Raw genomic sequence first — 26,294 nt, forward strand, 5'->3', positions numbered from 1 at the left:
ACGTGAGGGTTTCGAGCACTGCCCAGGTTCAAAATGGCAAATAAAATAGCCCTAAACTCATTTACTCGTCGATCGTCGCCTGATAAGCCTCAGCATCCAACAAATCTGCCAATTCGCCTTCATCAGACGCTTTGATGCTGAACAACCAGCCATCGGTGTACGGCGCACTGTTCACCAGCTCTGGTGAGCTTTCCAGTTCGGTATTAACCGCAATGATTTCGCCGCTGATCGGTGCGTAAATATCGGAAGCGGCCTTAACTGATTCGGCAACGGCACAATCGCTACCGGCTGAAACGTCGCTACCCACTTCAGGCAAATCAACGAAAACCATGTCGCCGAGGAGTTCCTGCGCATGTTCCGTGATACCGACGCTATAAACACCATCACCGTCTGCACGAACCCACTCATGAGATGACGCATATTTCAATTCTGTTGGTACGTTACTCATTGATGCTCCTTAAATAGTGATAGAGCCAAAAGGGTGTGGCTCATAGAATTCGCAATAACGATCTACTCTCAATAATTACAGCGTGACCGGCTTACCTGCCCGTACAAAACCCGGTTTAACCACCCGAACCGGCATTTCACGGTTACGGATCTGTACCACCGCATTTTCACCAATCCCTGCGGGGACACGGGCCAGCGCAATGCTAAAGCCCAATGTTGGCGAGAATGAACCGCTGGTGATAACACCCACTTTTGGGTTGCCTGAGGCATCAGAAAAGTGTACCGGCAGCTCATTACGTAATACGCCTTTTTCCGTCATGATCAAGCCTACCAAGTGTTCAGTACCCCCCGTACGCTGCTTTTCCAGTGCTGCACGGCCGATAAACTGACGCTCTTCCGGCAACCAGGCCACGGTCCAGCCCATATTGGCGGCTAATGGCGAAACACCTTCGTCCATCTCCTGCCCGTAGAGGTTCATCCCGGCTTCAAGCCGCAAAGTATCGCGAGCACCAAGGCCCGCAGGTTTTACGCCTGCTGCCAGCAATTGCTGCCAGAACTCAACCACTTGCTCTTTCGGCAGCGCAATTTCATAGCCCGCTTCGCCGGTATAACCGGTGGTAGCGATAAACAAATCACCAGCTTGAATACCAAAGAACGGTTTCATTCCTGCGATCGCCTGTTGCTGCTCAGGAGTCAGTAAGGTTGCCACTTTCTGTTGTGCTGTCGGGCCTTGTACTGCCACCAGCGCCAAATCATCACGCACCGTCACTTCAACCTGATATGGCTCAGCATGTTGAATGATCCAGTCCAGATCTTTTTCACGGGTGGCGGAGTTAACCACTAAACGGAAATAGTCTTCACGTAGGAAGTAAACAATCAAATCATCGATAACACCGCCGGAGGCATTCAGCATTGCGGTGTAAAGGGCTTTGCCCGGTTGGGTCAGTTTGGCGACATCGTTGGCTAACAGATAACGCAGGAATTCACGGGTACGGGCACCGTGTAAGTCGACGATGGTCATATGAGAAACATCAAACATACCGGCATCCTGACGCACGATATGGTGTTCGTCGATTTGGGAGCCATAATGCAATGGCATCATCCAACCATGAAAATCTACCATCCGAGCACCGCATACTACGTGCTGGTCATACAACGGGGTCTGCTTAGCCATCTACTCTCCCTCAATAGTCCCCTTCGCACTTGAAGCCGTAGGGGCGTTAGCTACGCTCACCCACAACGCCAATTGCGTTAGGAATAACATGTCATGAGTGTCTGATATCAGTACGCTAACTCACCATAAACAGGCTTATACCCTCGATAATTCGGGTTGCAGTATGACGGGCCTACGCAAACGATACCCTTTGCCCAACGTTATCACCGAATCCATCAGGGAACCATAAGCTAAAATAGGCGATAACACGCAGGCAGCAGGCAAAAAACAAGGGTATTGTGCAGAGTTTTCCACTGTAAAACTGCGCACAGAGGCACATAATTAACAATTAAACCGTAAAAATAGCGATGTTATATAACCGAATAACCAAAACCCTGTCAGATTCAACTTATCAGGTTTTGGCCATGAGTGAAAAAAACTAATGCGAAAAGCAGGTTGAAATTAGATTATTTCAACTGAAGGTGGGTGTTAGCGGGTACAAGATTATTCGTCGAGCCAATCGGGTAAATCACTTAACCCCATCGCCTGGCGCACCAATTGAGGTTTGACCCCTGGCAAGTTATCAGCCAGCGTTAAGCCAATATCACGCAGTAGTTTTTTAGCCGGATTACTGCCCGCAAACAGGGAGCGGAAACCCTGCATACTGGCTAGCATCATCGCGGCACTGTGTTTACGGCGGCGCTCATAGCGGCGCAGATAAAGATGCTGACCGATATCTTTGCCCTGACGCTGCAAGCGGCGTAGTTCAGAAACCAGCTCAGCGGCATCCATAAAGCCCAGATTAACCCCCAGCCCGGCCAACGGATGCACGGTATGGGCGGCATCCCCCACCAGCGCCAGTCGGTGTGCAGCAAAGCTGCGGGCATAACGCCCCGCCAGCGGGAAAGTCTGCCGCTCACTTTCAAGCTGACATTGCCCCAAACGCAGATCAAATGCCATTCCCAACTCGCGGTTAAACTGCTCGGCGGGCAGCGCGGATAACTCGGCGGCGCGCTCAGGGGATAATGACCAAACTATCGAGCAAAGGTGTGGGTCACTAAACGGCAGAAAAGCCAAAATACCATCACCATGAAAGACTTGACGAGCGGTGGCTTGATGAGCCTCTTCCGTGCGAATGGTTGCTACCAACGCATGGTGGGCATAATCCCAAAATGTCAGCGGGATATCCGCATGTTGGCGCAACCAGGAGTTAGCCCCATCTGCCCCCACCACCAGTTTGGCACTTAGCATTCGGTCATCTGTTAAAGTGATAAAGGCTTCGCTTTCACCCCAAGCCACCTGTTTAAGGCTCGCAGGTGCCAGCAGGGTGACATCAGCCAGTTGACTGGCACGCTGCCATAACGCCTGCTGGATCACCCGATTTTCAATGATATGACCGAGATGACTGAAACCATATTCATCGGCATGGAAAGCAATTTTACCAAAACTGTCTTGGTCCCATACTTCCATTCCACTATAAGGGCTGGCACGCAGGGCTAAGATATTCTCCCATACACCAATTTTTTGCAGTAAGCGCTCACTGGCAGCATTGATCGCCGAGACACGAAGCGCCAACGCCCCCGCTACCGGTGCAGATAACGGCTCCACTATCGGCTGATGCTCAATAATAGCAATGCGCAACCCGCTGCCTTGTAGCCCACAGGCCAGTGCCAGACCGACCATTCCGCCGCCGGCGATTACCACGTCATATGATTGCATACCGAGATATATCCCATAAAAATATGAACTTCATTTACCCTATAAACTTCTCGATGCAGGAACGCGGCAAGCGAGATACAAATCGGTCGAGAACCGATTTGAACAGCATTTATACTGCCCGCAGGGTGAGCTTCAGCGATGAGGTTCATTAATCCCGCAGAGCTTACACCTGTAAGTGATTCGGGTTATTAAGCACAGCCAACACACCTGCAACGTAAAAGATGACGGGTAAAACTAACGCTTAACCCACCCCAATGTCTGCCGCGCAAAAGTATCACGTATTGCAGGCAACTGTTCCATTGACATCAGCGCAAGATTGCGGCCAACCACCAGCGGCCCATAGCGGTTGGCAAACAAGCGAATTAAACCATCGGTCACACCAACAGTCGCTTGTTGATCCGGCTGACGGCGCTGCTGATATTGGGCAAGCACGGCATAATCGCCGGGATCACGCTCTGCCTGAGCAACTGTTTCAGCTAACGATATTACATCGCGCAGGCCCAGATTAAAGCCCTGACCGGCGATCGGATGCAGCGTTTGTGCGGCATTGCCCACCAGCGCCAAACGGTGGCTGACATGGCGTGAGGCCGTGAGTAACTGCAACGGGTAGCTATGGCGTTTACCCGCATGGAGGATCCTCCCTAACCGCCAACCGAAGGCTTGCTGCAACTCCGCGACAAAGCGGGCATCATCCCAACTGTCAACCCGTTGTTGGTCTTGTTTGGCATGACACCAGACCAGAGAGCTGCGCCCTTCAGACATCGGCAATAATGCCAACGGCCCGTGGCGAGTAAAGCGCTCAAATGCACGTCCATTAGGCAATTGAGCGGTGGTGACATTGGCTATCACCGCAACCTGCTGGTAGTCCTGCTGTTGCCATTGAATATTACAGGTGCGCGCCAGCACCGAGTGAGAACCATCAGCGGCCACCAGTAATTTGGCACTTAGTTGCTGCCCGTTATCCAGCGTGACACTGGCTGATTCCGCGCGACGAACCACATCAACCACGGTTGCCGGGCAATGCAGTGTCACTCCTGGCGCGTTGTTCAGCAACGTAAATAGCCGCTGCCCTGCCTCATGCAGCTCGATAACATTGCCCAACGCCGGAACACGATAATCTGCCGCGCGTAAGTTCACAAAACCGGCATGGCCGCTATCACTGACATGCACATGTTTGATCGCGGTGGCGCAGTCAGCCAGCGACGACCAGATACCGATGCGCTCCAATTGCTGACAGGTGCCCTGCGCCAGTGCAATCGCTCTGGCATCAAAACCCGGATGTTGCCGGCTTGCAGGCAACTGTGCTTCAACCAAAGCAACGGGAACCCTCCCCTGAGTAAGAGAGGATATAGCCAGCGCCAGTGTTGCACCGGCCATGCCGCCACCCACAATGATTACACTCATCCGTTATCTCGCCGCCGCCATCAGTGCTTCAATGGCATCGGGATCTTTGACCACACTGGCGGTCAGGTTCTCATTGCCATCAGCAGTGATAACAATATCATCTTCAATACGAATACCAATGCCACGGTATTTCGACGGCACATCAGCATCTGGCGCGATATACAGACCCGGTTCAATGGTCAGCACCATACCCGGTTCCAGAATACGACCACGGTCACTATTGATATAATCGCCGACATCATGCACATCCAACCCCAGCCAGTGGCTCAGGCCGTGCATAAAGAAAGGCCGATGTGCTTGCTCGGCAATGAGCTGCTCGACATCCCCTTTCAGGATACCCAGCGTCACCAGACCGGCAACCATGATGCGCACCACTTGTTCGGTCACTTCGCGAATACTGGTGCCAGGCCGGTACAATTCCAGAGCTTTGTTAATTGACGCCAGTACGATGTCATAAATTTCGCGCTGAGCTGGCGTGAATTTACCGCTAACCGGGAAGGTGCGAGTGATATCACCGGCATAGCCCTGATATTCACAACCCGCATCAATCAGCACCAATTCGCCATCGCGCAGTTCACACTCATTTTCAGTGTAATGCAGAATACAGCCGTTTTCACCGCCACCAACGATAGTGTTATAGGCGGGATAACGCGCGCCGTGGCGGGTAAATTCATGCAGAATTTCCCCTTCCAATTGATACTCAAACATACCAGGGCGGCACTTTTCCATCGCGCGGGTATGGGCTTGCGCACTTATTTCACCAGCGCGGCGCATCATGGTAATTTCTTCTTCTGACTTAAACAGGCGCATTTCGTGCAGCCAGGGCCGCCAGTCAGTTAAGGTTGCAGGTGCGCGCAGATTTTTACGAAAACCGTTACGTAATCTTTCCAGCGCGGCGAAAACGATTTTATCCGCATAAGCATATTGCCCCTGCGCGTGATAAATCACATCAAGGCGATTAAGCAGTAAATAGAGTTGTTCGTCGATTTCATCGAAAGGGAGTGCGCGGTCAACACCCAACTTAGCGGGGGCGGCATCTTGCCCTAAACGGCGGCCAAACCAGATTTCAGCGGTTAAATCCCGCACCCGGTTAAACAGCACGCTGTGGTTATGGCTCTCATCGCTTTTTACCAGAATCAATACCGCTTGTGGCTCATTGAACCCGGTCAGATAGCTAAAATCGCTGTTCTGCCGATAAGGATATTCAGAGTCCGCACTGCGCGTAGCCTCAGGCGCGGCAAAAAACAGGGCTGCACTGCCCACCGCCATCTTCGCTAACAACGCCTGACGGCGGTTCTGGTATTCTTGTTGAGTCATCACACCCTCCTGAAATTGCCGAATTTAATCACCTGAATTCAATATATTACACGCTTTAAATTAATGTAACGTTGGCTTGCGCACTTCTGGAGCTGTCGGCTTTTGTCGAGTGAATTCGATATGACATAAAATCGCGGCTACACGTACATATTCGAGAACTTCTTCTAAGGATTGCGCCAGTTCTTCTTGATCTTCATCTTCGTCGTAACCTAATTGGGCAATATTACGCAGGTCATCAATGGCTTCGCCCACTTCATCTTTCACCTGAGCCAGCTTGGGTTGCAGCATCCCCAGCCCCAGCAGAAAGTGATTTACCCAGCCAGAAAGGGCATCTGCACGATCAAATACCGTGGCATCTTCCCCTTCAGGGAGAAGCAACTGGAACATAAAACCTTCGTTCTCCAATGCTTCTTGTGTTGCTTCATGTAACTGTTGTAACGGTAAACTGAGCGCTTGTGGGAAGGCGACACCTTCGTTAGTCAGATCATGCACCAGCGTCTGCCAGCCATTGTCTTTACTGCCACCACACAGCATACCGCTGATCAGGCCATGCATTTCAGCAGGGGTGAGTGCCACTCTGCCTGCTGGTTCAATGCCAGGGCAAGTGATTGGTAAGTTGGTAATGTATTCTCTATAGACATGCGTATTGGTCATCGTTGGCAGGATAAGTTCGTGTTATGCTACCACCAAGAAAGGTCGCTATACCAGAAAACGCAACACGCTATACCCTATGGGGATTAGGGGTTGAATCTTGGTATCAAGGTATATATAGTGACGCCCGCTTTGTAGCTACGAGCATTTTGCCTCTGGTTTGCAGGGCTGGCGCGAAAATTAGTCAGGAAGGTGGCATGTCTGCACAACCGGTAGATATTCAAATTTTTGGTCGCTCGTTAAGAGTCAATTGTCCGCCAGAACAACAAGATGCGTTGAACATGGCTGCAGAAGATCTTAACCAACGGTTGCAAGATCTTAAAGTTCGCACTAGAGTCACCAATACTGAGCAGTTAGTTTTTATCGCGGCATTGAATGTGTGTCACGAATTGGCTCAGGAAAGGTTGAAAACCCGTGACTATGCATCCAATATGGAGCAACGTATTCGGATGTTACAACAGACCATTGAACAAGCATTGCTTGAACAGGGTCGCATCTCTGAACGTCAGGATGCACAGTTTGAATAAATCTCTGTTGAGTGATAGATTCAGCAGTGAGTAAAAAATTTCTCTGAGGTGTTTGCCAGCGGGCCAGTCCCCTGAGCCGATATTTAATACCAACAGAATGTAGTGACTCCGTAACTGGTGCGCATGCTCGGTCCGCCGAGAAGCCTTAAGGTTGCGACGCTGCGTTCACCTTGAACCATGGGTTCAAGGGTTACAGCCTGCGGCGGCATCTCGGAGATCCCCTCTTTAACGGATAACCTGTATTCCAACGGTTATTACATTCAGTCTGACTAGTGGCAGCTCTTTGCCTACCTTAATCAATAACATGTCATATGAATCAACTATATACTCTTGAATCGATAACATGCATTTGAATCCGCAACATGCCCTTGAACGGCAAAGAATTCGCGGCGAAATACGTGAGCGTCGGCGTGTTTTAACTCCAGAACAACAACAGCATTCTGCCAATCTCGCAGCAAAACGCATTGCTTCCCATTACCGAATTCAGCAGGCCAACACTGTTGCCGTATTTCTCTCTTTTGATGGCGAGTTAGATACCGGCCCGGTTATTAAGCTATTGTGGCAGCAGAAAAAACAGGTTTATTTGCCCGTACTTCATCCCTTCAGCCCCGGTAATTTGCTGTTCCTGCGTTATCAGCCTGATAGCCCGCTCATTCGCAATCGCCTTAAAATTCTTGAACCACCATTAGATGTACGCGACGTGTTGCCCCTAAACCGGTTAGATGTGGTGATAACCCCGCTGGTGGCGTTTGATAGCCACGGGCAACGTTTAGGGATGGGTGGAGGGTTTTATGACCGTACACTGCAACACTGGCAACATGATGGCCCATATCCTATTGGCCTGGCCCATGATTGCCAATGGGTAGATCACTTACCATCTGAGCTGTGGGATGTGCCGTTACCTGAAATTGTGACACCAGCCAAAGTGTGGCAGTGGATTAATTAAAGTCCCGCGATAATAAATAAAAAACCCGGTATCCGCAGATACCGGGTTATCAGGCACCATTCGCCAGTGATGTTTTACTCATTAGTAAAGTAAACGCGCACGGATAGTTCCTGGAATTGCTTTCATCGCCAGTAATGCTTTCTCTGCATTTTCTGCATCATCCGTTTCAACATCAATAACGACGTAACCGATTTCAGCGCTGGTTTGCAAATATTGCGCCGCAATGTTGACGTTTTGTTCAGCAAAAATTTTGTTAATACTGGTTAGAATACCCGGACGGTTTTCATGAATATGCAGCAGGCGGCGGGTATTATCACCATGCGCGGGCAGAGAAACCTCAGGGAAATTCACCGCCGATAACGTTGAACCGTTGTCGGAATATTTCGCCAGTTTACCAGCCACTTCATCACCGATGTTTTCCTGCGCTTCCTGAGTAGAACCACCGATATGCGGAGTCAATAACACATTATCGAACTCGCACAACGGCGAATTAAACGGATCTTTATTGGTGGCAGGTTCTTCAGGGAACACATCAATGGCCGCGCCAGCCAAGTGATTACTCGCTAAAGCATCGCACAGCGCCGCGATATCAACCACCGTGCCGCGTGAGGCATTAATCAGGAGGGCACCCGGCTTCATTAATGCCAATTCTTCACGGCCAATCATATTCTTGGTGGAATGATTCTCCGGCACATGCAGGCTAACCACATCACTCATATTCAATAAGTCTGACAGGTGGCGAACCTGCTGCGCATTGCCCAAGGATAACTTGTTTTCAATATCGTAAAAAAACACCTTCAGCCCGACACTTTCAGCCAGAATCCCCAACTGAGTCCCGATATGACCGTAACCGATAATACCGAGCTTTTTACCGCGAGCTTCATAGGAGCCGACGGCCAGTTTATTCCACTCACCACGGTGCGCTTTAGCATTTGCCGATGGAATGCCACGGAACATCAGCAGTAACTCACCCAGCACCATTTCGGCCACTGAACGGGTATTGGAGAAAGGCGCGTTGAATACCGGCACGCCACGCTTGGTCGCGGCATTTAAATCAACCTGATTGGTACCGATACAGAAGCAACCCACTGCGACCAATTTTTCTGCTGCCGCAAAGACTTCTTCGGACAGATGCGTGCGCGATCGAATGCCGATGAAGTGAGCATCTTTAATCGATGCTTTCAGTGATTCGGTGTCTAAGGCACCTTTATGGTATTCAATATTGCTATAACCGGCTGCACGCAGATTATCAACCGTGCTCTGGTGAACCCCTTCCACTAACAGAAACTTAATTCTGTCTTTCTCCAATGATACTTTTGCCATGTCCCCGACCCTATTTTCAGACTTCAGATGTGGCTGCCGCTATCGAATGAATCCGGTCAGCACCCTGTCAACATAACAAATATTACGCCGGCAGCAATACAAACGATTGCCTGGCTGTCAGCATAACCATCAGTGTGGATGTTAATTTATGGAAGAAAAGACTGACAAAAATAGCGTTAATGGCAGGTTAATGAAATGAAATGGCGAAATGTGATATATATCACCAAATTTAGCCATTTAAAGAAAAGAGACTTAAAGGCAAAAAATCATCAGGATAAAGCGTCTAAACCTCATCCTGAAGCCATTTAACCGATCACTTTGCTATGATGGTTCTAACGCCATCAGCAGTACCAATCAGTGCCACATCAGCGCCACGATTAGCAAACAGCCCAACGGTGACCACCCCGGCAATACCATTGATTTTATTTTCAAGCGCAATGGCATCCAGAATAGTCAGATTGTGCACATCCAAAATAACGTTACCGTTATCGGTCAGCACATTCTGGCGATATTCCGGTAACCCACCCAATTTCACCAGTTCGCGAGCAACATAAGAACGCGCCATCGGAATAACTTCAACCGGCAGCGGGAACCTGCCCAGCACATCAACCTGTTTCGATGCATCTGCGATGCAAATAAACTTACGGGCAATGGCGGCAATGATTTTCTCGCGGGTCAGTGCCGCACCGCCGCCTTTGATCATCTGCATCTGGCCGTTAATTTCATCAGCGCCATCGACATAGATATCCAGTACATCGACTTCATTGCAATCAAATACCTGAATACCTAAACTTTTCAACTTAGCGGTAGAGGCATCCGAGCTGGAAACAGCCCCTTCTATCTGATGTTTAATCGAGCCGAGAGCATCAATAAAATGTGCCGCAGTGGAGCCAGTACCCACCCCAACGATAGTGCCGGGTGTGACATACTCCAACGCAGCCCAGCCCACTGCTTTTTTAAGTTCATCCTGAGTCATGGTAAGTTCACGCCTTGATGTGAAAGAAAACCTGACGTCATTATAGAGCATATACGTGATAAAACGTCGCAATAAAGCCTGCCTGCGGGGTGGTTAATTTTAGCTGGATCACAGTTTCGTCAGTTTATTTGTGGCGGGCCTATCTGCATTCCAACATAGAAAAATGATCAAAATGTGGCATAGTGCGGTATTAACTTAAATATTTGGAGAGATGACTCCGATGAAACGCCCAGACTACCGAACGCTACAAGCGCTGGACGCGGTGATCCGTGAGCGCGGCTTTGAACGCGCGGCACAAAAACTTTGCATCACCCAATCGGCAGTGTCTCAACGCATTAAGCAGTTGGAAAATCTGTTCGGTCAACCGCTACTGGTGCGCACGGTGCCTCCCCGCCCGACTGAACAGGGGCAGAAGTTGCTCGCTTTGCTGCATCAGGTTGAACTGCTGGAAGAAGAGTGGCTTGGCAATGATAACGGTGGCGATACGCCGCTGTTACTGTCATTGGCAGTCAACGCCGACAGTCTGGCGACCTGGCTGCTCCCTGCGCTGAAACCGGTGCTGGTAGACTCCCCTATTCGGCTGAATTTGCAAGTCGAGGATGAGACCCGAACGCAAGAGCGGTTACGTCGGGGTGAAGTGGTGGGGGCTGTCAGTATCCAACCACAACCGCTGCCAAGTTGCCTGGTTGATCAACTCGGCGCACTGGATTACCTGTTTGTTGCATCAAAACCGTTTGCAGATCGTTATTTCCCCAATGGCGTGACCCGCTCGGCATTGCTGAAAGCGCCAGCCGTAGCCTTTGACCATTTGGATGATATGCATCAGGCGTTTTTACAGCAGAATTTCGATTTGTCACCGGGCAGCGTACCCTGCCATATTGTTAACTCTTCCGAAGCCTTTGTGCAGTTAGCAAGGCAGGGAACCACCTGCTGTATGATCCCGCATCTGCAAATTGAAAAAGAGTTGGCATCTGGCGAATTGATTAATCTGACGCCGGGGCTATTGCAGCGGCGAATGCTGTTCTGGCATCGATTCGCACCAGAAAGCCGGACGATGAGAAAGGTGACTGACGCCCTGTTATCTCACGGGCGTCAGGTATTACGGCAAGACTAGCTTATTTCGCAGCGGTAGCAGGCGTGTTGGCACTGGTTTTCAGCTCAAATACTACGTCAACCTGATCATCAAAATGGATGGTCTGTTGTTCGTAGGTTTGAGCTGCATCACTTGCCGGAGCGGCTTCAGCACTTTTGAACATACGGGCTACCGGCATTGGCTGGTAGTTAGCAACATGGTAACGGATGCTGTATACCGGTCCCAACTTCACCTTAAATCCATCAGCCAACGAACCGGCCTGAGTGATGGCATTCTCAATGGCTTTTTTACGCGCCTGTTCGCGGTAAACATCAGGGTTTGCTACTCCTAATTCCACCGCACGAATCTCATTTAGGCCCGATTTCAGCGCACCATCCAGTAAATCATTCAATTTATCCAGTTGGCGCAGTGTTACCTGCACCTGACGCACCGCACGGTAGCCTTTCAGCACGGCTTCGCCGGTCTTCTGGTAATCGTATTCTGGCTGGGTACGAATGTTAGCCGCATTGATATCTTTCTTTTCAATGCCGTTTTTACGTAGAAAATCAAAATATTGCGCTACCCGCGTATCAACCTGTTTTTTCGCATCCGCAGCATCTTTGGACGATACGCTAACTTCAATTGCGATGGTCGCGATATCCGGTGTCGCATCAACGCTGGCAGTTCCGGAGGTGACAACATGCGGCCCTTCTGGCACTTCGGCAGCTTGAGCTTGTAGCGCCAAAGGTAACGTCCCTAATCCCATCATTGCGGCCAAAGCCAATGTCTTCAACTTCACGGTGCCTCCTAAGATAATCATAATAAAACTAAGACAACCGTAGCATATCTTACTGAATTAGGGATTCGGATTAATGATAAAAACTCACAGGTTCAATCCCTGTCGTGCTAACTGAAAAGCGATAAACCACATCACGCCGCCGACCAGTAAATTAATGACTCGCTGTGAGGTTGGCCGGTTAAGCCACGGCGATAACCACGCCGCCAACAACGCCAGCGCAAAAAACCAGGTAACCGAAGCGCTCACCGCACCAAAAGCAAACCACGGCCGCACATCAGGTAAAAGCTGCCCACCCAGGCTGCCCAGCACCACGAAAGTATCAAGATAGACATGAGGATTCAGCCAGGTCACTGCCAGCAGTGTTATCACTATCGGCCAGCGGCCCTGTGCACCGGTGGCTAGCATTGATGTGGCATCAGCTCCCCGCCATGCCGCCCTCAACGCGCCCCAGCCATACCACAGCAAGAATGCTACGCCACCCCAGGTAACCAATGCCAACAGCAAGGGGGAACGGCTCAGTAAGGCGCTACCGCCAAAAATTCCGGCACAAATTAAGATAATATCGCTCAACGCGCACAAAGAAGCACTCATCAGATGGTGCTGGCGTTTTATGCCCTGATTCATCACAAAAGCGTTTTGTGGCCCAAGGGGTAAAATCATCGCAGCACCAAGCACAAAACCCTGTAAATACACAGCTAACATACTGTTACCTCTAAATAATACTCAGAACTAACTGAGAGAAAATGAGAGCAATTAGCAGCATAGTACGGGGATAAAATCATCAGAGGAAATTGATATTTCTTATCTACTATAAGAAAAACTAATAATTAATAAACTGAAGCTCATGCGGGAGAAAAATAAATGAAAAAGAGAAAAAACGGGCTAAAAATAGCCCGTATTGACCACTGGCAAAGTCAACTGAAGGGGAATCGTGCCGTTGGGGTCATAGCGACGGAGTCGCCGGAGCGCCCCTAGGTGCGGTAACCCCTTCACTCACTAGCTATCAGCAGCTAAGCTGTCGGAGCAGATTCTGCTTTATCAACCTGATGCAAATGCACATCCATCTGTGGGTAAGGAATGCCAATTTTGTGAGCATCCAGCGCGCGCTTGAAGTTTTCCATCAGATCCCAATACACTTCCATCGCATCGCCATTAGTTGTCCAGACGCGCACGGTGAAGTTAAGGGAAGACGCGGCCATCTCATTTAGACGCACCGTGACACCGTTGTCATGCATGATGCGCTTATCTGCGGCAATGATGTCACCCAGCACTTTCTTCACCACATCAATATCAGCGTCATAGGCAACACCAATAACCATGTCGGTGCGGCGGTTCGGCTCACGACTGGTATTGATGATGTTGTTGGCAATGATTTTACCATTTGGCACTACAATGATTTTGTCATCAACCGTCCGCAGTGTGGTGGAGAAGATCTGCACCTGCACTACCGTACCCGCGACACCACCCAGATCAACATACTCGCCCGCTTTGAACGGACGGAAGGCCACCAGCAGCACACCGGCGGCAAAGTTGGACAGTGAGCCTTGTAGCGCCAAACCAACAGCTAAACCGGCAGCACCGATAACCGCAATAACTGACGCGGTCTGCACCCCAAGACGCCCCAGAACGGCAACAATAGTGAATGCCAGAATACTGTAGCGCGCCATTGCTGCCAGAAAATCAGCTACGGTGACATCAATGCCACGTAACTTCATGACACGGCCCAGCATCCGTGATACGACTTTAGCGATAATTGAACCGACAGTCAGTATCATCAGTGCGGCCACGACATTCACCGCATATTGAATCAGCAGATCCTGGTTATCCACCAACCAAGTGCTCGCATTATTGATTCCATCAACTACGTTTAATTCTTCCATTTAAACCATCCTACAAAAAGCTCCCAGCGGGAGAGATTACATAAAAATGAATAAAAAATGCCGACTAACACTCCAGACAACCTGCTTAGGGTAACGAACAATAGGAAACGTTGCCAATTCGAAGAAAGGGTTAAATTCTGAAATATCAGACAATTCTGCAAATAGTGGCACAAATAGCCGTGATTAATCGCAGAGTTCAGACAAGAAAAAAGGCCCCGCAGGGCCTTTTAGTCTTTTAAAGCGGAGCTGAATTACAGAACGTCTTTCGCGTTCAGTTCTTCAAATGCTTTTTCCAGACGAGCGACCATAGTCACCTGTGCAGCACGCAGCCACGCACGCGGATCGTAGAATTTCTTGTTCGGCTTGTCAGCACCTTCTGGGTTACCCAGTTGGCCTTGCAGGTAAGCTTCGTTCTTTTTGTAGTAGCCCAGAATACCTTCCCACGTTGCCCATTGGGTATCGGTGTCGATATTCATTTTCACTACGCCGTAGCTAACCGCTTCTTTGATTTCAGCAGCAGTAGAACCTGAACCGCCGTGGAATACGAAGTTCAAGCTGTTGTGCGGCAGATTGTGTTTCTTGGAAACATAATCCTGAGAATCACGCAAAATAGTTGGGGTCAGTTTCACGTTACCTGGCTTGTAAACACCGTGTACGTTACCGAAAGAGGCAGCGATGGTGAAACGTGGGCTGATAGCGTTCAGTTTTTCGTAAGCATAATCAACATCTTGTGGTTGAGTGTACAGTGAAGATGCGTCCATATGGCTGTTATCCACGCCATCTTCTTCACCACCGGTACAACCCAGTTCGATCTCCAGCGTCATACCCATTTTCGCCATGCGAGTCAGGTACTTGCTACAGATTTCGATGTTTTCTTCCAGGGACTCTTCAGACAAATCAATCATGTGAGAAGAGAACAGCGGTTTGCCGGTCGCTGCGAAATGTTTCTCGCCTGCGTCCAACAAGCCGTCTAACCAAGGCAGCAATTTCTTGGCGCAATGGTCAGTATGCAGAATCACTGGAACACCGTAGTGTTCAGCCATCTGATGCACATGGTGCGCACCAGAGATAGCGCCCAGAATTGCAGCACCCTGACCTTCTGCTTTAACGCCTTTACCTGCGATAAATGCAGCACCACCGTTAGAGAACTGCACGATAACCGGCGCACGCACTTTGGCTGCTGTTTCCAGCACTGCGTTGATAGAGTCGGTGCCGACACAGTTAACTGCTGGCAGAGCAAAGTTGTTTTCTTTTGCTACTGCGAACACTTTCTGAACGTCATCACCTGTGATGACACCTGGTTTTACGAAATCAAAAATTTTAGACATGTACGTTGTCCTGTTTCGTCGACTGAAGATAGCAGCTATCCGGGAGGATAGGCCCTAAATGTAAATCGGTTTCGCCAGCTAAAGCCCGCAGGCTCGATTAGCTAAAAGCGAAACGGGCGGCTCTCGCCCCCCGTTATCTAAATTACTGCTTGGCGCGCTCTTCCAGCATCACAACCGCTGGCAGTTTTTTCCCTTCTACGAACTCAAGGAATGCACCGCCGCCGGTGGAGATGTAAGAGATTTTGTCAGCAATACCGAACAGATCGATTGCTGCCAGAGTGTCACCGCCGCCTGCGATAGAGAATGCGTCGCTTTCTGCGATGGCACGAGCCACGATTTCGGTCCCTTTACGGAAGTTAGGGAACTCGAACACACCAACCGGGCCATTCCACAGAATGGTTTTGGCGTTTTTCAGGATCTCAGCCAGACGCTCCGCAGATTCGTCGCCCAAGTCCAGAATTTGCTCGTCATCTTTGATTTGGTTAGCCGGCTTGAGGGTTGCAGCGGCAGTTTCAGAGAACTCGGTTGCAACACGCACATCGGTAGGAACGGGGATATCACACGTTTCCAGCAGGCGTTTTGCTTCTGGGATCAAGTCTGCTTCATACAGAGATTTACCCACATTGTGGCCTTGAGCGGCAACGAAGGTATTGGCAATACCGCCACCAACAATCAGTTGGTCTGCAATTTTAGACAGAGCACCCAATACAGTCAGTTTGGTTGAAACTTTAGAACCACCTACAATGGCAACCATTGGACGCGCTGGGTTACCCAGTGCTTTGCCCAAGGCTTCCAGCTCGGCTGACAACAGCGGGCCAGCACAGGCGATCGGGGCAAATTTACCCACACCATGAGTAGAGGCTTGTGCACGGTGCGCAGTACCAAACGCATCCATCACATACACATCACACAGTGCAGCATATTTCTTAGACAGCGCTTCGTCGTCTTTCTTCTCGCCTTTGTTAAAGCGAACGTTTTCCAGCACCACTAACTCGCCAGCTGCAATTTCAACGCCATCCAGATAGTCTTTCGCCAAACGCACCGGAGCAGACAATTTGTCTTTCAGGTAGTTAACCACTGGCAGCAAGGAGAACTCTTCGTTGTACTCGCCTTCGGTCGGGCGACCCAAGTGAGAGGTAACCATTACTTTAGCGCCTTGCTTCAATGCCGCTTCAATCGTCGGCAGAGATGCACGGATACGCGCATCAGAAGTCACTTTGCCATCTTTTACCGGAACATTGAGGTCCGCACGGATCAGCACGCGAAGGCCTGCCAGACTCAGATCGGTCATCTTAATTACAGACATGGTGAATCCTCTTGTTGATTCTCTTTAAAGTTGCATAAGCTGCACATCAACGTTGATAAAATCGCAATAAAACACGAAAAATCAATACGTTAACGTGCCATACTAGAAACCACTTCTGGCCATCGCCAATGTCGTATCCAACATTCTATTGGCGAAACCCCATTCGTTATCGCACCATACCAAGGTCTTAATCAGGTGCTGCCCGCTGACCCGCGTCTGCGTGCAATCGACAATCGCACTGTGCGGATCATGGTTAAAATCGGTCGACACCAATGGTAATTCCGTATAGTCAACTATACCACGAAATGAACCTCTTGCTGCCTTTTGCAAAAGCTGGTTAACCTCAGCGACACCAACCGGGTTTGTCACACTGACGCTTAAATCGATAGCCGTGACGTTGATGGTTGGCACCCTTACTGAGATGGCTTCAAACCGGTCACAAAACTTCGGAAAAATACGGGTAATCCCTGCTGCCAGTTTGGTATCAACCGGAATAATCGACTGGCTTGCGGCTCGGGTACGACGTAAATCCTGGTGATAAGCATCAATAACCGGTTGGTCATTCATTGATGAATGAATGGTCGTCACCGTGCCGGATTCAATCCCATAGGCATCATCCAACAACTGAATAATAGGAATAATGCAGTTGGTGGTACAGGAAGCGTTGGAAACAATTCGGTGGTTCGCCTGTAAATCCAGATGATTAACCCCATACACCACCGTCGCATCCAAATCATGACCACCGGGATGGGCAAACAACACCTTTTTGGCACCGGAGGTTAAATGCGCCTCACCATCGGCACGGCTACCATAAACGCCGCTGCAATCCAGAACCACATCAATTCCTAACTCACCCCAGGGTAACTGCCCAATTTCTGGCTGATGTATCAGCCGGATAATATCGTCCCCAACGTATAATTTGTCACATTCCTGACGAACATCCCAGGCAAAGCGGCCGTGGCTGGAGTCATACTTCAACAGATGGGCCATCCCTTCTGCATTAGCTAACTCATTGATTGCGACCACTGAAATTTCTGCCCGCCGACCTGATTCATACAATGCGCGTAAAACGCTCCGGCCAATGCGGCCGAAACCATTTATCGCTATACGGATTGTCATGTTACTCCCTGCTGCTGGTTATTATCATGCAACCCCATAGCGTACTGCACCGCACCCTAAGATGTTAATCGTCTTATCACAATTGGGCCAGAATACTTCCGGTTTTTTCCTCAGCGAAATGTGCTGAAAGAGAAAGTGAATTATGACTGAAACGCTTCAGCCAGAATAAACCAAACTAATCATAAAAGGAATATCTGCCTGATAAAGGGCACAATTCATCCATCAATCGGCGAAAAAAAAGACCGCCGAAGCGGTCTTTTAACAGGTGCATTACCGGGGTTCTCATCACTATTTACAGCGATTGATAGCACTGGTAACGTCCTGCGGTTTGAACAAAAATTATTTCAACAACGCCTGAGCCTGAGCCACTACGTTTTCCAGGGTGAAACCAAACTCTTTGAACAGTAATTCCGCAGGGGCAGATTCACCGAAGGAATGCATACCCACAACAGCGCCATTCAGACCAACGTATTTGTACCAGTAATCTGCAATACCGGCTTCAACCGCAACGCGTGCGCTAACAGCCGATGGCAATACAGATTCACGGTAAGCCGCGTCTTGTTTGTCGAATGCATCGGTTGATGGCATAGACACAACACGGACTTTACGGCCAGCAGCAGTCAGTTGGTCAGCAGCGGCAACCGCCAATTCAACTTCAGAACCGGTAGCAATAAAGATCAGTTCAGGCTGGCCTGCACAATCTTTCAGCACATATGCGCCTTTAGAGATATTAGCTAACTGCTCAGCAGCACGTGGCTGTTGTGCCAGGTTCTGACGAGAGAAGATCAGTGCGCTTGGGCCGTCTTTACGTTCCAGCGCATATTGCCACGCTACCGCAGACTCAACCTGATCACATGGACGCCAGGTGCTCATGTTTGGTGTCACACGCAAGCTTGCCATCTGCTCAACCGGCTGATGGGTTGGGCCATCTTCGCCCAGACCGATAGAGTCATGGGTGTAAACAAAGATGCTGCGGATTTTCATCAGCGCAGCCATGCGCACTGCGTTACGGGCATATTCCACAAACATCAGGAAGGTTGCGCCGTAAGGGATGAAACCACCGTGCAGAGCGATACCATTCATGATGGCGGACATACCAAATTCACGCACACCGTAGTGAATGTAGTTACCCGCCAGATCGTCACCCAAAGACTTAGAACCAGACCAGATAGTCAGGTTGCTGGGTGCCAGGTCGGCGGAGCCACCCAAGAATTCAGGCAACACTTTACCGAAAGCTTCCAGCGCATTTTGTGATGCTTTACGGCTAGCAATTTTGGCCGGATTGGCTTGTAACTCTTCGATGAACTTCTTGGATTCAGTCGCCCAATTTGCTGGCAACTCACCGCTAACACGGCGTTTGAATTCAGCGGCCAGTTCTGGATATGCTTTAGCGTAAGCGGCGAACTTCTCGTTCCAGGCCGATTCTTTTGCCTGACCTGCTTCTTTAGCATCCCACGCGGCATAGATATCCTGTGGAATTTCAAATGCTGCGTATTTCCAACCCAAGGCTTCACGGGTAGCGGCAACTTCGTCAGCACCTAATGGTGCGCCATGTGAATCATGAGTGCCGGCTTTCTTCGGTGAACCAAAACCGATAATGGTTTTGCACATCAGTAGTGATGGTTTATCGGTAACTTTATGGGCGGCTTCGATGGCGGCTTTGATGGAATCAGCGTTATGACCATCAACATTCCGAACCACATGCCAGCCATAAGCTTCGAAACGTGCAGCGGTATCGTCAGTAAACCAGCCTTCAACATGACCATCGATAGAGATGCCGTTGTCATCATAAAATGCGGTCAATTTGCCCAGCTTCATGGTACCAGCCAGTGAGCAAACTTCGTGCGAGATGCCTTCCATCATGCAGCCATCACCCATAAATGCGTAGGTGTGGTGATCAACAACATCATGGCCAGGGCGGTTAAACTGTGCGCCCAGCGTGCGTTCTGCAATGGCAAAACCAACCGCATTAGCAACGCCCTGACCCAGCGGCCCGGTGGTAGTTTCTACCCCAGCGGTATAGCCGTACTCAGGGTGCCCTGGTGTTTTAGAGTGCAATTGACGGAAGTTTTTCAGCTCTTCCATCGGCAGATCATAACCGGTGAGATGCAGCAAGCTGTAGATCAACATGGAGCCGTGACCATTCGACAAGACGAAACGGTCGCGATCAGCCCAGTGTGGATTAGTCGGGTTATGGTTCAGATAATCACGCCACAGAACTTCTGCAATATCTGCCATGCCCATTGGGGCACCGGGGTGGCCGGAATTCGCTTTTTGCACGGCGTCCATGCTTAATGCGCGGATCGCGTTGGCAAGCTCTTTACGAGAGGACATGTTTTACTCCAGGTCGGATTAAAAAATAAAAAAAGCGTTCAAGGTTACCATTTTCTCAGACTCGACATTGAAACGGCAATCACTAAAACCAAATAAGCTATAACTTCCATATTAATGACCAATGGAATTTGCTGATTTTCAGAATAAAGCTATAGCTGTAACGCCCAAGGCGCGCTAACCTCGCTGCGTTTTTAGCCAAACAATGAGCAAATTAACCGCTCGGTGCGGCTGGAAGTATTCGTTTTTGCAAATAGACCGATACAAACCATACGTTGCAACGACTATTTCGGGCAAGACCTATTGCCGACAGAGTAGAACAACCGTCGTCGATTCAACAGCTATTAATGCGATAGTTGGCAATAATGTGATAGTGACTTAGGGATAATGAGGGTAAACAGATCCTCGCCCTTAATAAATTATTATCGCCAGCAAAATTGCCTTATCTAATGATAAAAATGGCATGACCACAGGAAGAAAGTGTTATGAAAATTCGTACCTCAATGATTGCACTAAGCCTTACGGCACTGCTTAGCGGTTGCCAGAATATGAGTGCTGATGGCTTGATGCAATCGGGCGCACAAGCGTTTCAGGCCGCAACCCTGAGCGATGCTGATGTCAAAACGCTCAGTGATAAATCTTGCGTAGAAATGGATCAGAAGGCTCAAATAGCACCGGCAGACAGCACCTATGCAAAACGTCTGGCCAAAATCTCAGCCGCATTGGGGGATAACATCAATGGTACGCCAGCTAACTATAAGGTTTATGTCACTAAAGACGTGAACGCTTGGGCGATGGCAAATGGCTGTATTCGTGTTTACAGCGGCCTGATGGACATGATGACCGACAATGAAGTCGAAGGCGTACTCGGCCATGAAATGGGCCATGTGGCGTTAGGCCATACCCGTAAAGCGATGCAAGTGGCTTACGGCACCACCGCCCTGCGCACTGCCGCAGCCTCTGCTGGCGGTGTTACCGGTCAGTTGTCCCAGTCTCAGTTGGCCGATATCGGTGAAAAACTGGTTAATGCGCAATTCTCACAAAAGCAAGAAAGCGAAGCCGATGATTACTCATTTGATTTGCTGAAAAAACGCGGTATCGATCCAAATGGTTTGGTCACCAGCTTTGAGAAGCTGGCAACGATGGAGGCTGGCCGCTCCAGCAGCATGTTTGATGATCATCCATCATCACAAGGGCGCGCCGATCATATCCGCCAACGTATCGCTGCCGGGAAGTAAATCCAAGTAGCTTATAATTATAACGCTCGTGATTATGCGGGCGTTATGACTCACTGCTGAACCTTCGTCACTGCTTATTTGTCATCCTTGAAGATCTATACTCAGATTGACCTCGATCTGGTCACCATTGATGCGCACCGGGTAGGTGTCTAAATCCCGATCACCGGGTTCGCGCAGACAGTATCCGGTTCGTACATCAAACAATGCGCCGTGCAATGGGCATTCGACTGTTTCACCCTCCATAAACCCCTGGCTTAACAATGCATTGGCATGAGGGCAAATATCCTCCATCGCAAAATATTCACCATTCACCAGATAGATACCGATGCTTTTACCCTCAGCCTGAGCGGAGAAAGGAGAGTCCGGCTTGACGTAATTGGCCTTACAAACACTAACCCATCCCATTAAAGCCCCCTCAGATTGTCACCATAAATCACTAACATTAGTGTGGTTGATATCCGCTGAATAACCAGTAACAGCACAAACAAAAAGGGCAAACTTGCGTTTGCCCTTTCGTCAATATTGGATAACCCGCTAGCCGTTATTCATCTTCAAGGTAGGTATAACCGTACAAACCCGCTTCGAACTCTTCCATAAATTGAGTTTGCAATTCTGCATCCAGATCCGTTTCTTTCACTTGATCGCGGAATTGGTTTAGCAATTTTTTCGGATTCAACTGCACATATTCCAGCATATCTGCGACGGTATCACCTTCGTCAGTCTGCTCGACTTCAACCGTGCCGTCAGGGAACACATACACATCTACTGCGGCAGTATCACCGAACAAATTGTGCATATTACCCAGAATCTCCTGATACGCACCCACCATAAAGAAGCCCAGCAGTGGAGGATTCTCTGCATCATACGGCGGCATCGGCATGGTGGTTGCCACACCGTCACCGTCGATATAGTGGTCGATAGTGCCGTCTGAGTCACAGGTAATGTCCAGCAATACCGCGCGGCGCTCTGGCGGCTTATTCAAGCCTTCGAGCGGTAATACCGGGAAGAGCTGATCGATACCCCATGCATCAGGCATGGATTGGAACAACGAGAAATTCACGTATAGCTTATCAGCCATGCGCTCTTGTAGTTCATCAATAATGGGCCGGTGCGCGCGATTGCTTGGGTCCAGTTGCTTCTGGATATCATTACAAATGCTCAAATACATCTGCTCTGCCCAAGCGCGTTGTGTCAGGTCCAGTATGCCGTGGGCATATTGGCTATGCACATCATGTAAGTCCATCTGGCTATCATGCAGCCATTCACGCAGTGAACGTCGATTTTCAGGCTCCTGCATCTCCTGCCAGGTATCCCACAGGCTTTCCAACGCACGAGGTGCATCTTCTTCCGGTGCCTGTGGTTCGCTGAACTCATTACGTTCCACACCAATAACATTGGATACCAGCACAGTATGGTGCGCAGTTACAGCACGACCAGACTCGGTAATCACGGTGGGATGTGGTAAGCCATGCTCGTTACAGGCATCACCGATACCCCAGATAACGTTATTGGCATATTCATTCAGGCCATAGTTAACCGAACAATCGGATTGGGAGCGTGTCCCTTCGTAATCCACCCCCAGACCACCACCCACATCGAAACACTGGATATTGACACCCAGTTTGTGTAATTCCACATAGAAGCGGGCAGATTCACGCACACCTGTGGAGATGTCACGGATGTTGGATAGTTGAGATCCCAAATGGAAATGCAGTAATTGCAGGCTCTCCAGGCTATTGGCTTTACGCAACATATCAACCAGTTGTAACACCTGAGTTGCTGACAAACCGAATTTAGATTTCTCACCGCCGCTCGCCTGCCATTTACCGGAGCCTTGTGATGCCAAACGCGCACGCACACCCAAGCGCGGCACAACATTCAGACGTTCAGCCTCTTCCAGTACCATTTTGATTTCTGACATCTTTTCGATAACCAGATAAACCTTATGGCCCAGTTTTTCACCGATCAACGCCAGACGAATATATTCACGGTCTTTATAGCCGTTACAAACAATAACCGAACGGGTCATGCCAGCATGAGCTAACACTGCCATCATTTCAGCTTTAGAACCCGCTTCCAGCCCTAACGGTTCACCGGAGTTCACCAGTGACTCAATCACCCGACGATGCTGGTTGACTTTAATCGGGTAAACCAGGAAATAATCGCCTTCGTAGCCGAAAGACTCACGCGCACGCTTAAATGCACCGTTGATTGAACGCAAACGGTGCTGCAAAATTTGTGGGAAACAGAATAACGCAGGCAGACGTTGCCCCTGTTCAAGCTGCATTCCTTTAACCAGTTGTGCCAAATCGACACGCGCCTCACGGACATCTGGATCAGGGCAAACACTAATATGACCCAACTCATTGACGTCATAATAGTTGCCACCCCAATAGGCGACGTTATATGTGCTCAGCATTTTGCTGGCATCGCGGTCATTCATGGCAACCTCCTGCATGGAGCGTAAAGAAACATGTGCGCCCGCAGCTACCGGACGGCCAATCAAGTTATCATCAGACATAATTCGCCTCTATTGCGATACTGACGATAAAGTCAGCCACTATCGCAGCCACAACCTGCAAGGACAAGCCGCGTGAATGCCAAACTGGCAGAAGATTGCACTAAAAAGCGCGCCCCACAAGCGGTTTATCTCAGCTATTCATTACCCAAAACAGGGTAAAACACGTTTAAATGTAAAATACGTTTGACTGTAAATACGTATTGAGATTTTGTGAATCGGATTAGCCGCAAAGTCCTCAAGCTAGCCGGATTCAGTGCTTCAGACGGTGATTAACCCGCCCGCGAATCCTGAGTCGCACCCATGTGGGTGTAACATCGCCTTGATGGTGTACAAGAAAGGAAGGTTGCAAGGGGAGATTGAACGTCAGAACGACGCAGCTGTTGATGTGCAGCAACCAGTAGACAACGGATCATTAATCCAACCACCTCCACGCATGCCGCTCTCAATGAACGGACAAGACCTTATTAATAGATAATAGACAAATTAAGTAACAGTTCGATGACGCCGCTATTTTAGTGCTCATCGCCGTTAAGCGCCTGAGTGTAAAACTCCGCGAATCTCACAATGAGCTAATGTCATCTTCTGCCATCTTCATCATTGCATATCAAATAAGCTGCGCGCGCAGTTTATACCTATAATGCGAGCAAAATGCAAAATGAAAATGGCCTGCAAGTGTATCAAGCGGTAAATAAATCAACTGACAACTAAAGCAAGAAATATCTTGATGCAAAAAGGGCTGGCATTAAGGGTAAAAGCTGACCTAAAATAGACGTCCAGATGTTAATACATCCAAAGATTCTAATTGCCAGAATGCTGAGTATGCGACAAATCATGCAAGGCTTCTAAATTGATATTCCCAAAAACGTGGTGTTGCAAGGTTGTTAGCTGCGGCGCCAGGTACGAATGGGATAAACTGCTAAGGCTTTGCCTAAAGAGGCGTTGCGAGATATCAACGTATCAGAATACTTCATTAAGTGAGGTTTCTGTTACCTGAAACTCAGCGCTATGCAGTGACTTTTCACTTGTATTTCAAGGTAAAGAAGATAATGGCTAAACACCTATTTACGTCAGAATCAGTTTCTGAAGGGCATCCGGATAAAATTGCGGACCAGATTTCTGATGCAGTTCTTGACGCGATTCTTGAACAAGACCCGAAAGCGCGTGTTGCCTGCGAAACCTATGTCAAAACGGGTATGGTCATGGTGGGTGGTGAAGTCACCACCAGCGCGTGGGTAGATATCGAAGAGATCACCCGTAATACCGTGCGCGAAATCGGTTATGTTAATTCTGAGATGGGTTTTGACGCCAACTCTTGCGCCGTTTTAAGTGCGATTGGTAAGCAATCTCCTGATATCAATCAAGGAGTTGACCGCTCAGACCCACTGGAGCAAGGCGCGGGCGATCAGGGTTTGATGTTTGGCTACGCCACCAACGAAACCAGCGTTTTAATGCCAGCCCCCATTACCTATGCTCACCGGTTGGTACAACGTCAGGCTGAAGTGCGTAAAAACGGCACGTTGTCGTGGCTGCGCCCGGATGCAAAAAGCCAGGTCACCTTCCAGTATGATAACGGCAACATTGTCGGGATTGATGCGGTAGTCCTGTCAACTCAGCATTCAGAAGATATCGGTCTGAAAGATTTACAAGAAGCGGTGATGGAAGAAATCATCAAGCCGATTTTGCCCGCCGAGTGGCTCACTGCAAGTACTAAATATCATATCAACCCAACGGGCCGTTTCGTGATCGGTGGCCCAATGGGTGACTGTGGTCTGACCGGCCGTAAAATCATTGTTGATACCTACGGCGGCATGGCACGTCATGGTGGCGGCGCATTCTCTGGTAAAGATCCATCCAAAGTTGACCGTTCTGCTGCTTATGCCGCACGTTACGTAGCAAAAAATATCGTCGCCGCGGGCCTGGCCGATCGTTGTGAAATTCAGGTTTCTTACGCCATCGGCGTTGCAGAACCCACCTCGATCATGGTGGAAACCTTCGGTACCGGGAAAGTTTCAGACGAGCAGTTAATTATTCTGGTGCGCGAATTCTTCGACTTACGCCCTTATGGCTTGATCAAGATGCTGGATCTGCTGCACCCGATCTATAAAGCAACCGCCGCTTACGGTCACTTTGGTCGTGAAGAGTTCCCTTGGGAAAATACCGACAAAGCCGACTTGTTGCGAGAAGCTGCTGGCCTGAAATAACTTTCAGACGGTAAGATCTCAATAAAAAAACCCCGC

General features: G+C 49.4%; 22 protein-coding genes, 1 other RNA gene and 1 pseudogene. 6 read left to right on the forward strand and 18 right to left on the reverse strand.

Features of this window, described 5'->3' with window-relative positions:
* Positions 1-61 precede the first annotated feature (61 nt).
* The 6 genes and pseudogenes from gcvH to AT01_RS08465 form a co-directional block, all read right to left on the reverse strand.
* On the reverse strand, positions 62-448 hold the full coding sequence (gene gcvH, locus AT01_RS08440) for a glycine cleavage system protein GcvH (RefSeq protein WP_004703442.1): 387 nt from the start codon (positions 446-448) through the stop codon (positions 62-64).
* 75 nt (positions 449-523) lie between these two features.
* Entirely contained in the window at positions 524-1,621 is a 1,098-nt protein-coding gene (gcvT, locus tag AT01_RS08445; protein ID WP_042546818.1) for a glycine cleavage system aminomethyltransferase GcvT, read from the reverse strand.
* Positions 1,622-2,104: 483 nt separating this feature from the next.
* Positions 2,105-3,319: an FAD-dependent 2-octaprenylphenol hydroxylase gene (gene ubiI, locus AT01_RS08450; RefSeq protein ID WP_042546819.1), complete on the reverse strand. Its 1,215-nt coding sequence runs from the start codon at positions 3,317-3,319 to the stop codon at positions 2,105-2,107.
* A 234-nt stretch (positions 3,320-3,553) separates the two neighbouring features.
* Positions 3,554-4,723 carry a 2-octaprenyl-6-methoxyphenyl hydroxylase gene (gene ubiH, locus AT01_RS08455; protein ID WP_042546820.1) on the reverse strand — a complete coding sequence of 390 codons (1,170 nt, stop codon included), beginning with the start codon at positions 4,721-4,723 and terminating at the stop codon, positions 3,554-3,556.
* 3 nt (positions 4,724-4,726) lie between these two features.
* Positions 4,727-6,040: a Xaa-Pro aminopeptidase gene (pepP, locus tag AT01_RS08460; protein WP_042546821.1), complete on the reverse strand. Its 1,314-nt coding sequence runs from the start codon at positions 6,038-6,040 to the stop codon at positions 4,727-4,729.
* Between the two features lie 60 nt (positions 6,041-6,100).
* Positions 6,101-6,681 (reverse strand): annotated as a pseudogene (locus AT01_RS08465) (YecA/YgfB family protein).
* A 207-nt stretch (positions 6,682-6,888) separates the two neighbouring features.
* On the opposite strand from AT01_RS08465, the gene zapA reads away from it, so the two are divergent.
* The 3 genes from zapA (at position 6,889) to AT01_RS08475 (ending at position 8,164) form a co-directional block, all read left to right on the forward strand.
* Positions 6,889-7,218 carry a cell division protein ZapA gene (gene zapA / locus AT01_RS08470; RefSeq protein ID WP_004706812.1) on the forward strand — a complete coding sequence of 110 codons (330 nt, stop codon included), beginning with the start codon at positions 6,889-6,891 and terminating at the stop codon, positions 7,216-7,218.
* A gap of 37 nt (positions 7,219-7,255) precedes the next feature.
* Positions 7,256-7,439: non-coding RNA, 6S RNA (ssrS, locus tag AT01_RS20685), on the forward strand.
* 122 nt (positions 7,440-7,561) lie between these two features.
* The gene (locus AT01_RS08475) at positions 7,562-8,164 is read left to right on the forward strand and encodes a 5-formyltetrahydrofolate cyclo-ligase (RefSeq protein WP_042546822.1); all 603 of its coding nucleotides are present in this window, start codon (positions 7,562-7,564) and stop codon (positions 8,162-8,164) included.
* A gap of 81 nt (positions 8,165-8,245) precedes the next feature.
* Here AT01_RS08475 and serA read toward each other — a convergent pair whose 3' ends face one another.
* Together serA and rpiA are read right to left on the reverse strand one after the other, a co-directional pair.
* Positions 8,246-9,487, reverse strand: a complete 1,242-nt coding sequence (gene serA / locus AT01_RS08480) for a phosphoglycerate dehydrogenase (protein ID WP_042546823.1) — start codon at positions 9,485-9,487, stop codon at positions 8,246-8,248.
* Between the two features lie 313 nt (positions 9,488-9,800).
* Positions 9,801-10,463 carry a ribose-5-phosphate isomerase RpiA gene (gene rpiA / locus AT01_RS08485; RefSeq protein WP_004703465.1) on the reverse strand — a complete coding sequence of 221 codons (663 nt, stop codon included), beginning with the start codon at positions 10,461-10,463 and terminating at the stop codon, positions 9,801-9,803.
* A 220-nt stretch (positions 10,464-10,683) separates the two neighbouring features.
* On the opposite strand from rpiA, the gene AT01_RS08490 reads away from it, so the two are divergent.
* A complete protein-coding gene (locus tag AT01_RS08490) occupies positions 10,684-11,577 on the forward strand; it encodes a LysR family transcriptional regulator ArgP (protein WP_042546824.1) in 894 nt (297 codons plus the stop codon).
* Position 11,578: 1 nt separating this feature from the next.
* Here the strand turns inward: AT01_RS08490 and AT01_RS08495 are convergent, their stop codons facing one another.
* The 7 genes from AT01_RS08495 to tkt form a co-directional block, all read right to left on the reverse strand.
* The gene (locus AT01_RS08495) at positions 11,579-12,334 is read right to left on the reverse strand and encodes an oxidative stress defense protein (RefSeq protein ID WP_042546825.1); all 756 of its coding nucleotides are present in this window, start codon (positions 12,332-12,334) and stop codon (positions 11,579-11,581) included.
* An 84-nt stretch (positions 12,335-12,418) separates the two neighbouring features.
* Positions 12,419-13,036 carry an arginine exporter ArgO gene (gene argO, locus AT01_RS08500; RefSeq protein WP_042546826.1) on the reverse strand — a complete coding sequence of 206 codons (618 nt, stop codon included), beginning with the start codon at positions 13,034-13,036 and terminating at the stop codon, positions 12,419-12,421.
* 308 nt (positions 13,037-13,344) lie between these two features.
* Positions 13,345-14,214 carry a small-conductance mechanosensitive channel MscS gene (mscS, locus tag AT01_RS08505; protein WP_042546827.1) on the reverse strand — a complete coding sequence of 290 codons (870 nt, stop codon included), beginning with the start codon at positions 14,212-14,214 and terminating at the stop codon, positions 13,345-13,347.
* Between the two features lie 251 nt (positions 14,215-14,465).
* Positions 14,466-15,542 carry a class II fructose-bisphosphate aldolase gene (gene fbaA / locus AT01_RS08510; RefSeq protein WP_004703478.1) on the reverse strand — a complete coding sequence of 359 codons (1,077 nt, stop codon included), beginning with the start codon at positions 15,540-15,542 and terminating at the stop codon, positions 14,466-14,468.
* Between the two features lie 142 nt (positions 15,543-15,684).
* Positions 15,685-16,848, reverse strand: coding sequence for a phosphoglycerate kinase (gene pgk / locus AT01_RS08515; protein WP_042546828.1), 1,164 nt, complete (start codon positions 16,846-16,848; stop codon positions 15,685-15,687).
* A gap of 102 nt (positions 16,849-16,950) precedes the next feature.
* The gene (epd, locus tag AT01_RS08520) at positions 16,951-17,967 is read right to left on the reverse strand and encodes an erythrose-4-phosphate dehydrogenase (protein WP_042546829.1); all 1,017 of its coding nucleotides are present in this window, start codon (positions 17,965-17,967) and stop codon (positions 16,951-16,953) included.
* Between the two features lie 339 nt (positions 17,968-18,306).
* Positions 18,307-20,301, reverse strand: coding sequence for a transketolase (gene tkt, locus AT01_RS08525; RefSeq protein WP_042546830.1), 1,995 nt, complete (start codon positions 20,299-20,301; stop codon positions 18,307-18,309).
* Positions 20,302-20,783: 482 nt separating this feature from the next.
* Here tkt and loiP point away from each other — a divergent pair, with 482 nt between their 5' ends.
* Positions 20,784-21,536 (forward strand): metalloprotease LoiP, encoded by a 753-nt coding sequence (gene loiP, locus AT01_RS08530; RefSeq protein WP_004703487.1) that lies wholly within the window; start codon positions 20,784-20,786, stop codon positions 21,534-21,536.
* Positions 21,537-21,617: 81 nt separating this feature from the next.
* Here loiP and AT01_RS08535 read toward each other — a convergent pair whose 3' ends face one another.
* The 3 genes from AT01_RS08535 to AT01_RS22645 form a co-directional block, all read right to left on the reverse strand.
* Positions 21,618-21,941, reverse strand: coding sequence for a non-heme iron oxygenase ferredoxin subunit (locus tag AT01_RS08535; RefSeq protein WP_042546831.1), 324 nt, complete (start codon positions 21,939-21,941; stop codon positions 21,618-21,620).
* Positions 21,942-22,077: 136 nt separating this feature from the next.
* Entirely contained in the window at positions 22,078-24,057 is a 1,980-nt protein-coding gene (gene speA / locus AT01_RS08540; RefSeq protein WP_042546832.1) for a biosynthetic arginine decarboxylase, read from the reverse strand.
* 269 nt (positions 24,058-24,326) lie between these two features.
* Positions 24,327-24,470 carry a hypothetical protein gene (locus AT01_RS22645; protein WP_418394564.1) on the reverse strand — a complete coding sequence of 48 codons (144 nt, stop codon included), beginning with the start codon at positions 24,468-24,470 and terminating at the stop codon, positions 24,327-24,329.
* A 633-nt stretch (positions 24,471-25,103) separates the two neighbouring features.
* On the opposite strand from AT01_RS22645, the gene metK reads away from it, so the two are divergent.
* Complete coding sequence (metK, locus tag AT01_RS08545; protein WP_042546833.1) at positions 25,104-26,258, forward strand: methionine adenosyltransferase; 1,155 nt, start codon at positions 25,104-25,106, stop codon at positions 26,256-26,258.
* Positions 26,259-26,294: the final 36 nt, after the last annotated feature.

Origin of the sequence: Yersinia aldovae 670-83, assembly GCF_000834395.1 — a bacterium.
GTDB classification, from domain to species: Bacteria; Pseudomonadota; Gammaproteobacteria; order Enterobacterales; family Enterobacteriaceae; genus Yersinia; species Yersinia aldovae.

Coding starts and splice junctions, on each gene's coding strand:
- gcvH (WP_004703442.1), bottom strand. CDS start 448: ATGAGTAACGTACCAACAGAATTGAAATATGCGTCATCTCATGAGTGG.
- gcvT (WP_042546818.1), bottom strand. CDS start 1,621: ATGGCTAAGCAGACCCCGTTGTATGACCAGCACGTAGTATGCGGTGCT.
- ubiI (WP_042546819.1), bottom strand. CDS start 3,319: ATGCAATCATATGACGTGGTAATCGCCGGCGGCGGAATGGTCGGTCTG.
- ubiH (WP_042546820.1), bottom strand. CDS start 4,723: ATGAGTGTAATCATTGTGGGTGGCGGCATGGCCGGTGCAACACTGGCG.
- pepP (WP_042546821.1), bottom strand. CDS start 6,040: ATGACTCAACAAGAATACCAGAACCGCCGTCAGGCGTTGTTAGCGAAG.
- zapA (WP_004706812.1), top strand. CDS start 6,889: ATGTCTGCACAACCGGTAGATATTCAAATTTTTGGTCGCTCGTTAAGA.
- AT01_RS08475 (WP_042546822.1), top strand. CDS start 7,562: ATGCATTTGAATCCGCAACATGCCCTTGAACGGCAAAGAATTCGCGGC.
- serA (WP_042546823.1), bottom strand. CDS start 9,487: ATGGCAAAAGTATCATTGGAGAAAGACAGAATTAAGTTTCTGTTAGTG.
- rpiA (WP_004703465.1), bottom strand. CDS start 10,463: ATGACTCAGGATGAACTTAAAAAAGCAGTGGGCTGGGCTGCGTTGGAG.
- AT01_RS08490 (WP_042546824.1), top strand. CDS start 10,684: ATGAAACGCCCAGACTACCGAACGCTACAAGCGCTGGACGCGGTGATC.
- argO (WP_042546826.1), bottom strand. CDS start 13,036: ATGTTAGCTGTGTATTTACAGGGTTTTGTGCTTGGTGCTGCGATGATT.
- mscS (WP_042546827.1), bottom strand. CDS start 14,214: ATGGAAGAATTAAACGTAGTTGATGGAATCAATAATGCGAGCACTTGG.
- fbaA (WP_004703478.1), bottom strand. CDS start 15,542: ATGTCTAAAATTTTTGATTTCGTAAAACCAGGTGTCATCACAGGTGAT.
- pgk (WP_042546828.1), bottom strand. CDS start 16,848: ATGTCTGTAATTAAGATGACCGATCTGAGTCTGGCAGGCCTTCGCGTG.
- epd (WP_042546829.1), bottom strand. CDS start 17,967: ATGACAATCCGTATAGCGATAAATGGTTTCGGCCGCATTGGCCGGAGC.
- tkt (WP_042546830.1), bottom strand. CDS start 20,301: ATGTCCTCTCGTAAAGAGCTTGCCAACGCGATCCGCGCATTAAGCATG.
- loiP (WP_004703487.1), top strand. CDS start 20,784: ATGAAAATTCGTACCTCAATGATTGCACTAAGCCTTACGGCACTGCTT.
- AT01_RS08535 (WP_042546831.1), bottom strand. CDS start 21,941: ATGGGATGGGTTAGTGTTTGTAAGGCCAATTACGTCAAGCCGGACTCT.
- speA (WP_042546832.1), bottom strand. CDS start 24,057: ATGTCTGATGATAACTTGATTGGCCGTCCGGTAGCTGCGGGCGCACAT.
- AT01_RS22645 (WP_418394564.1), bottom strand. CDS start 24,470: ATGATCCGTTGTCTACTGGTTGCTGCACATCAACAGCTGCGTCGTTCT.
- metK (WP_042546833.1), top strand. CDS start 25,104: ATGGCTAAACACCTATTTACGTCAGAATCAGTTTCTGAAGGGCATCCG.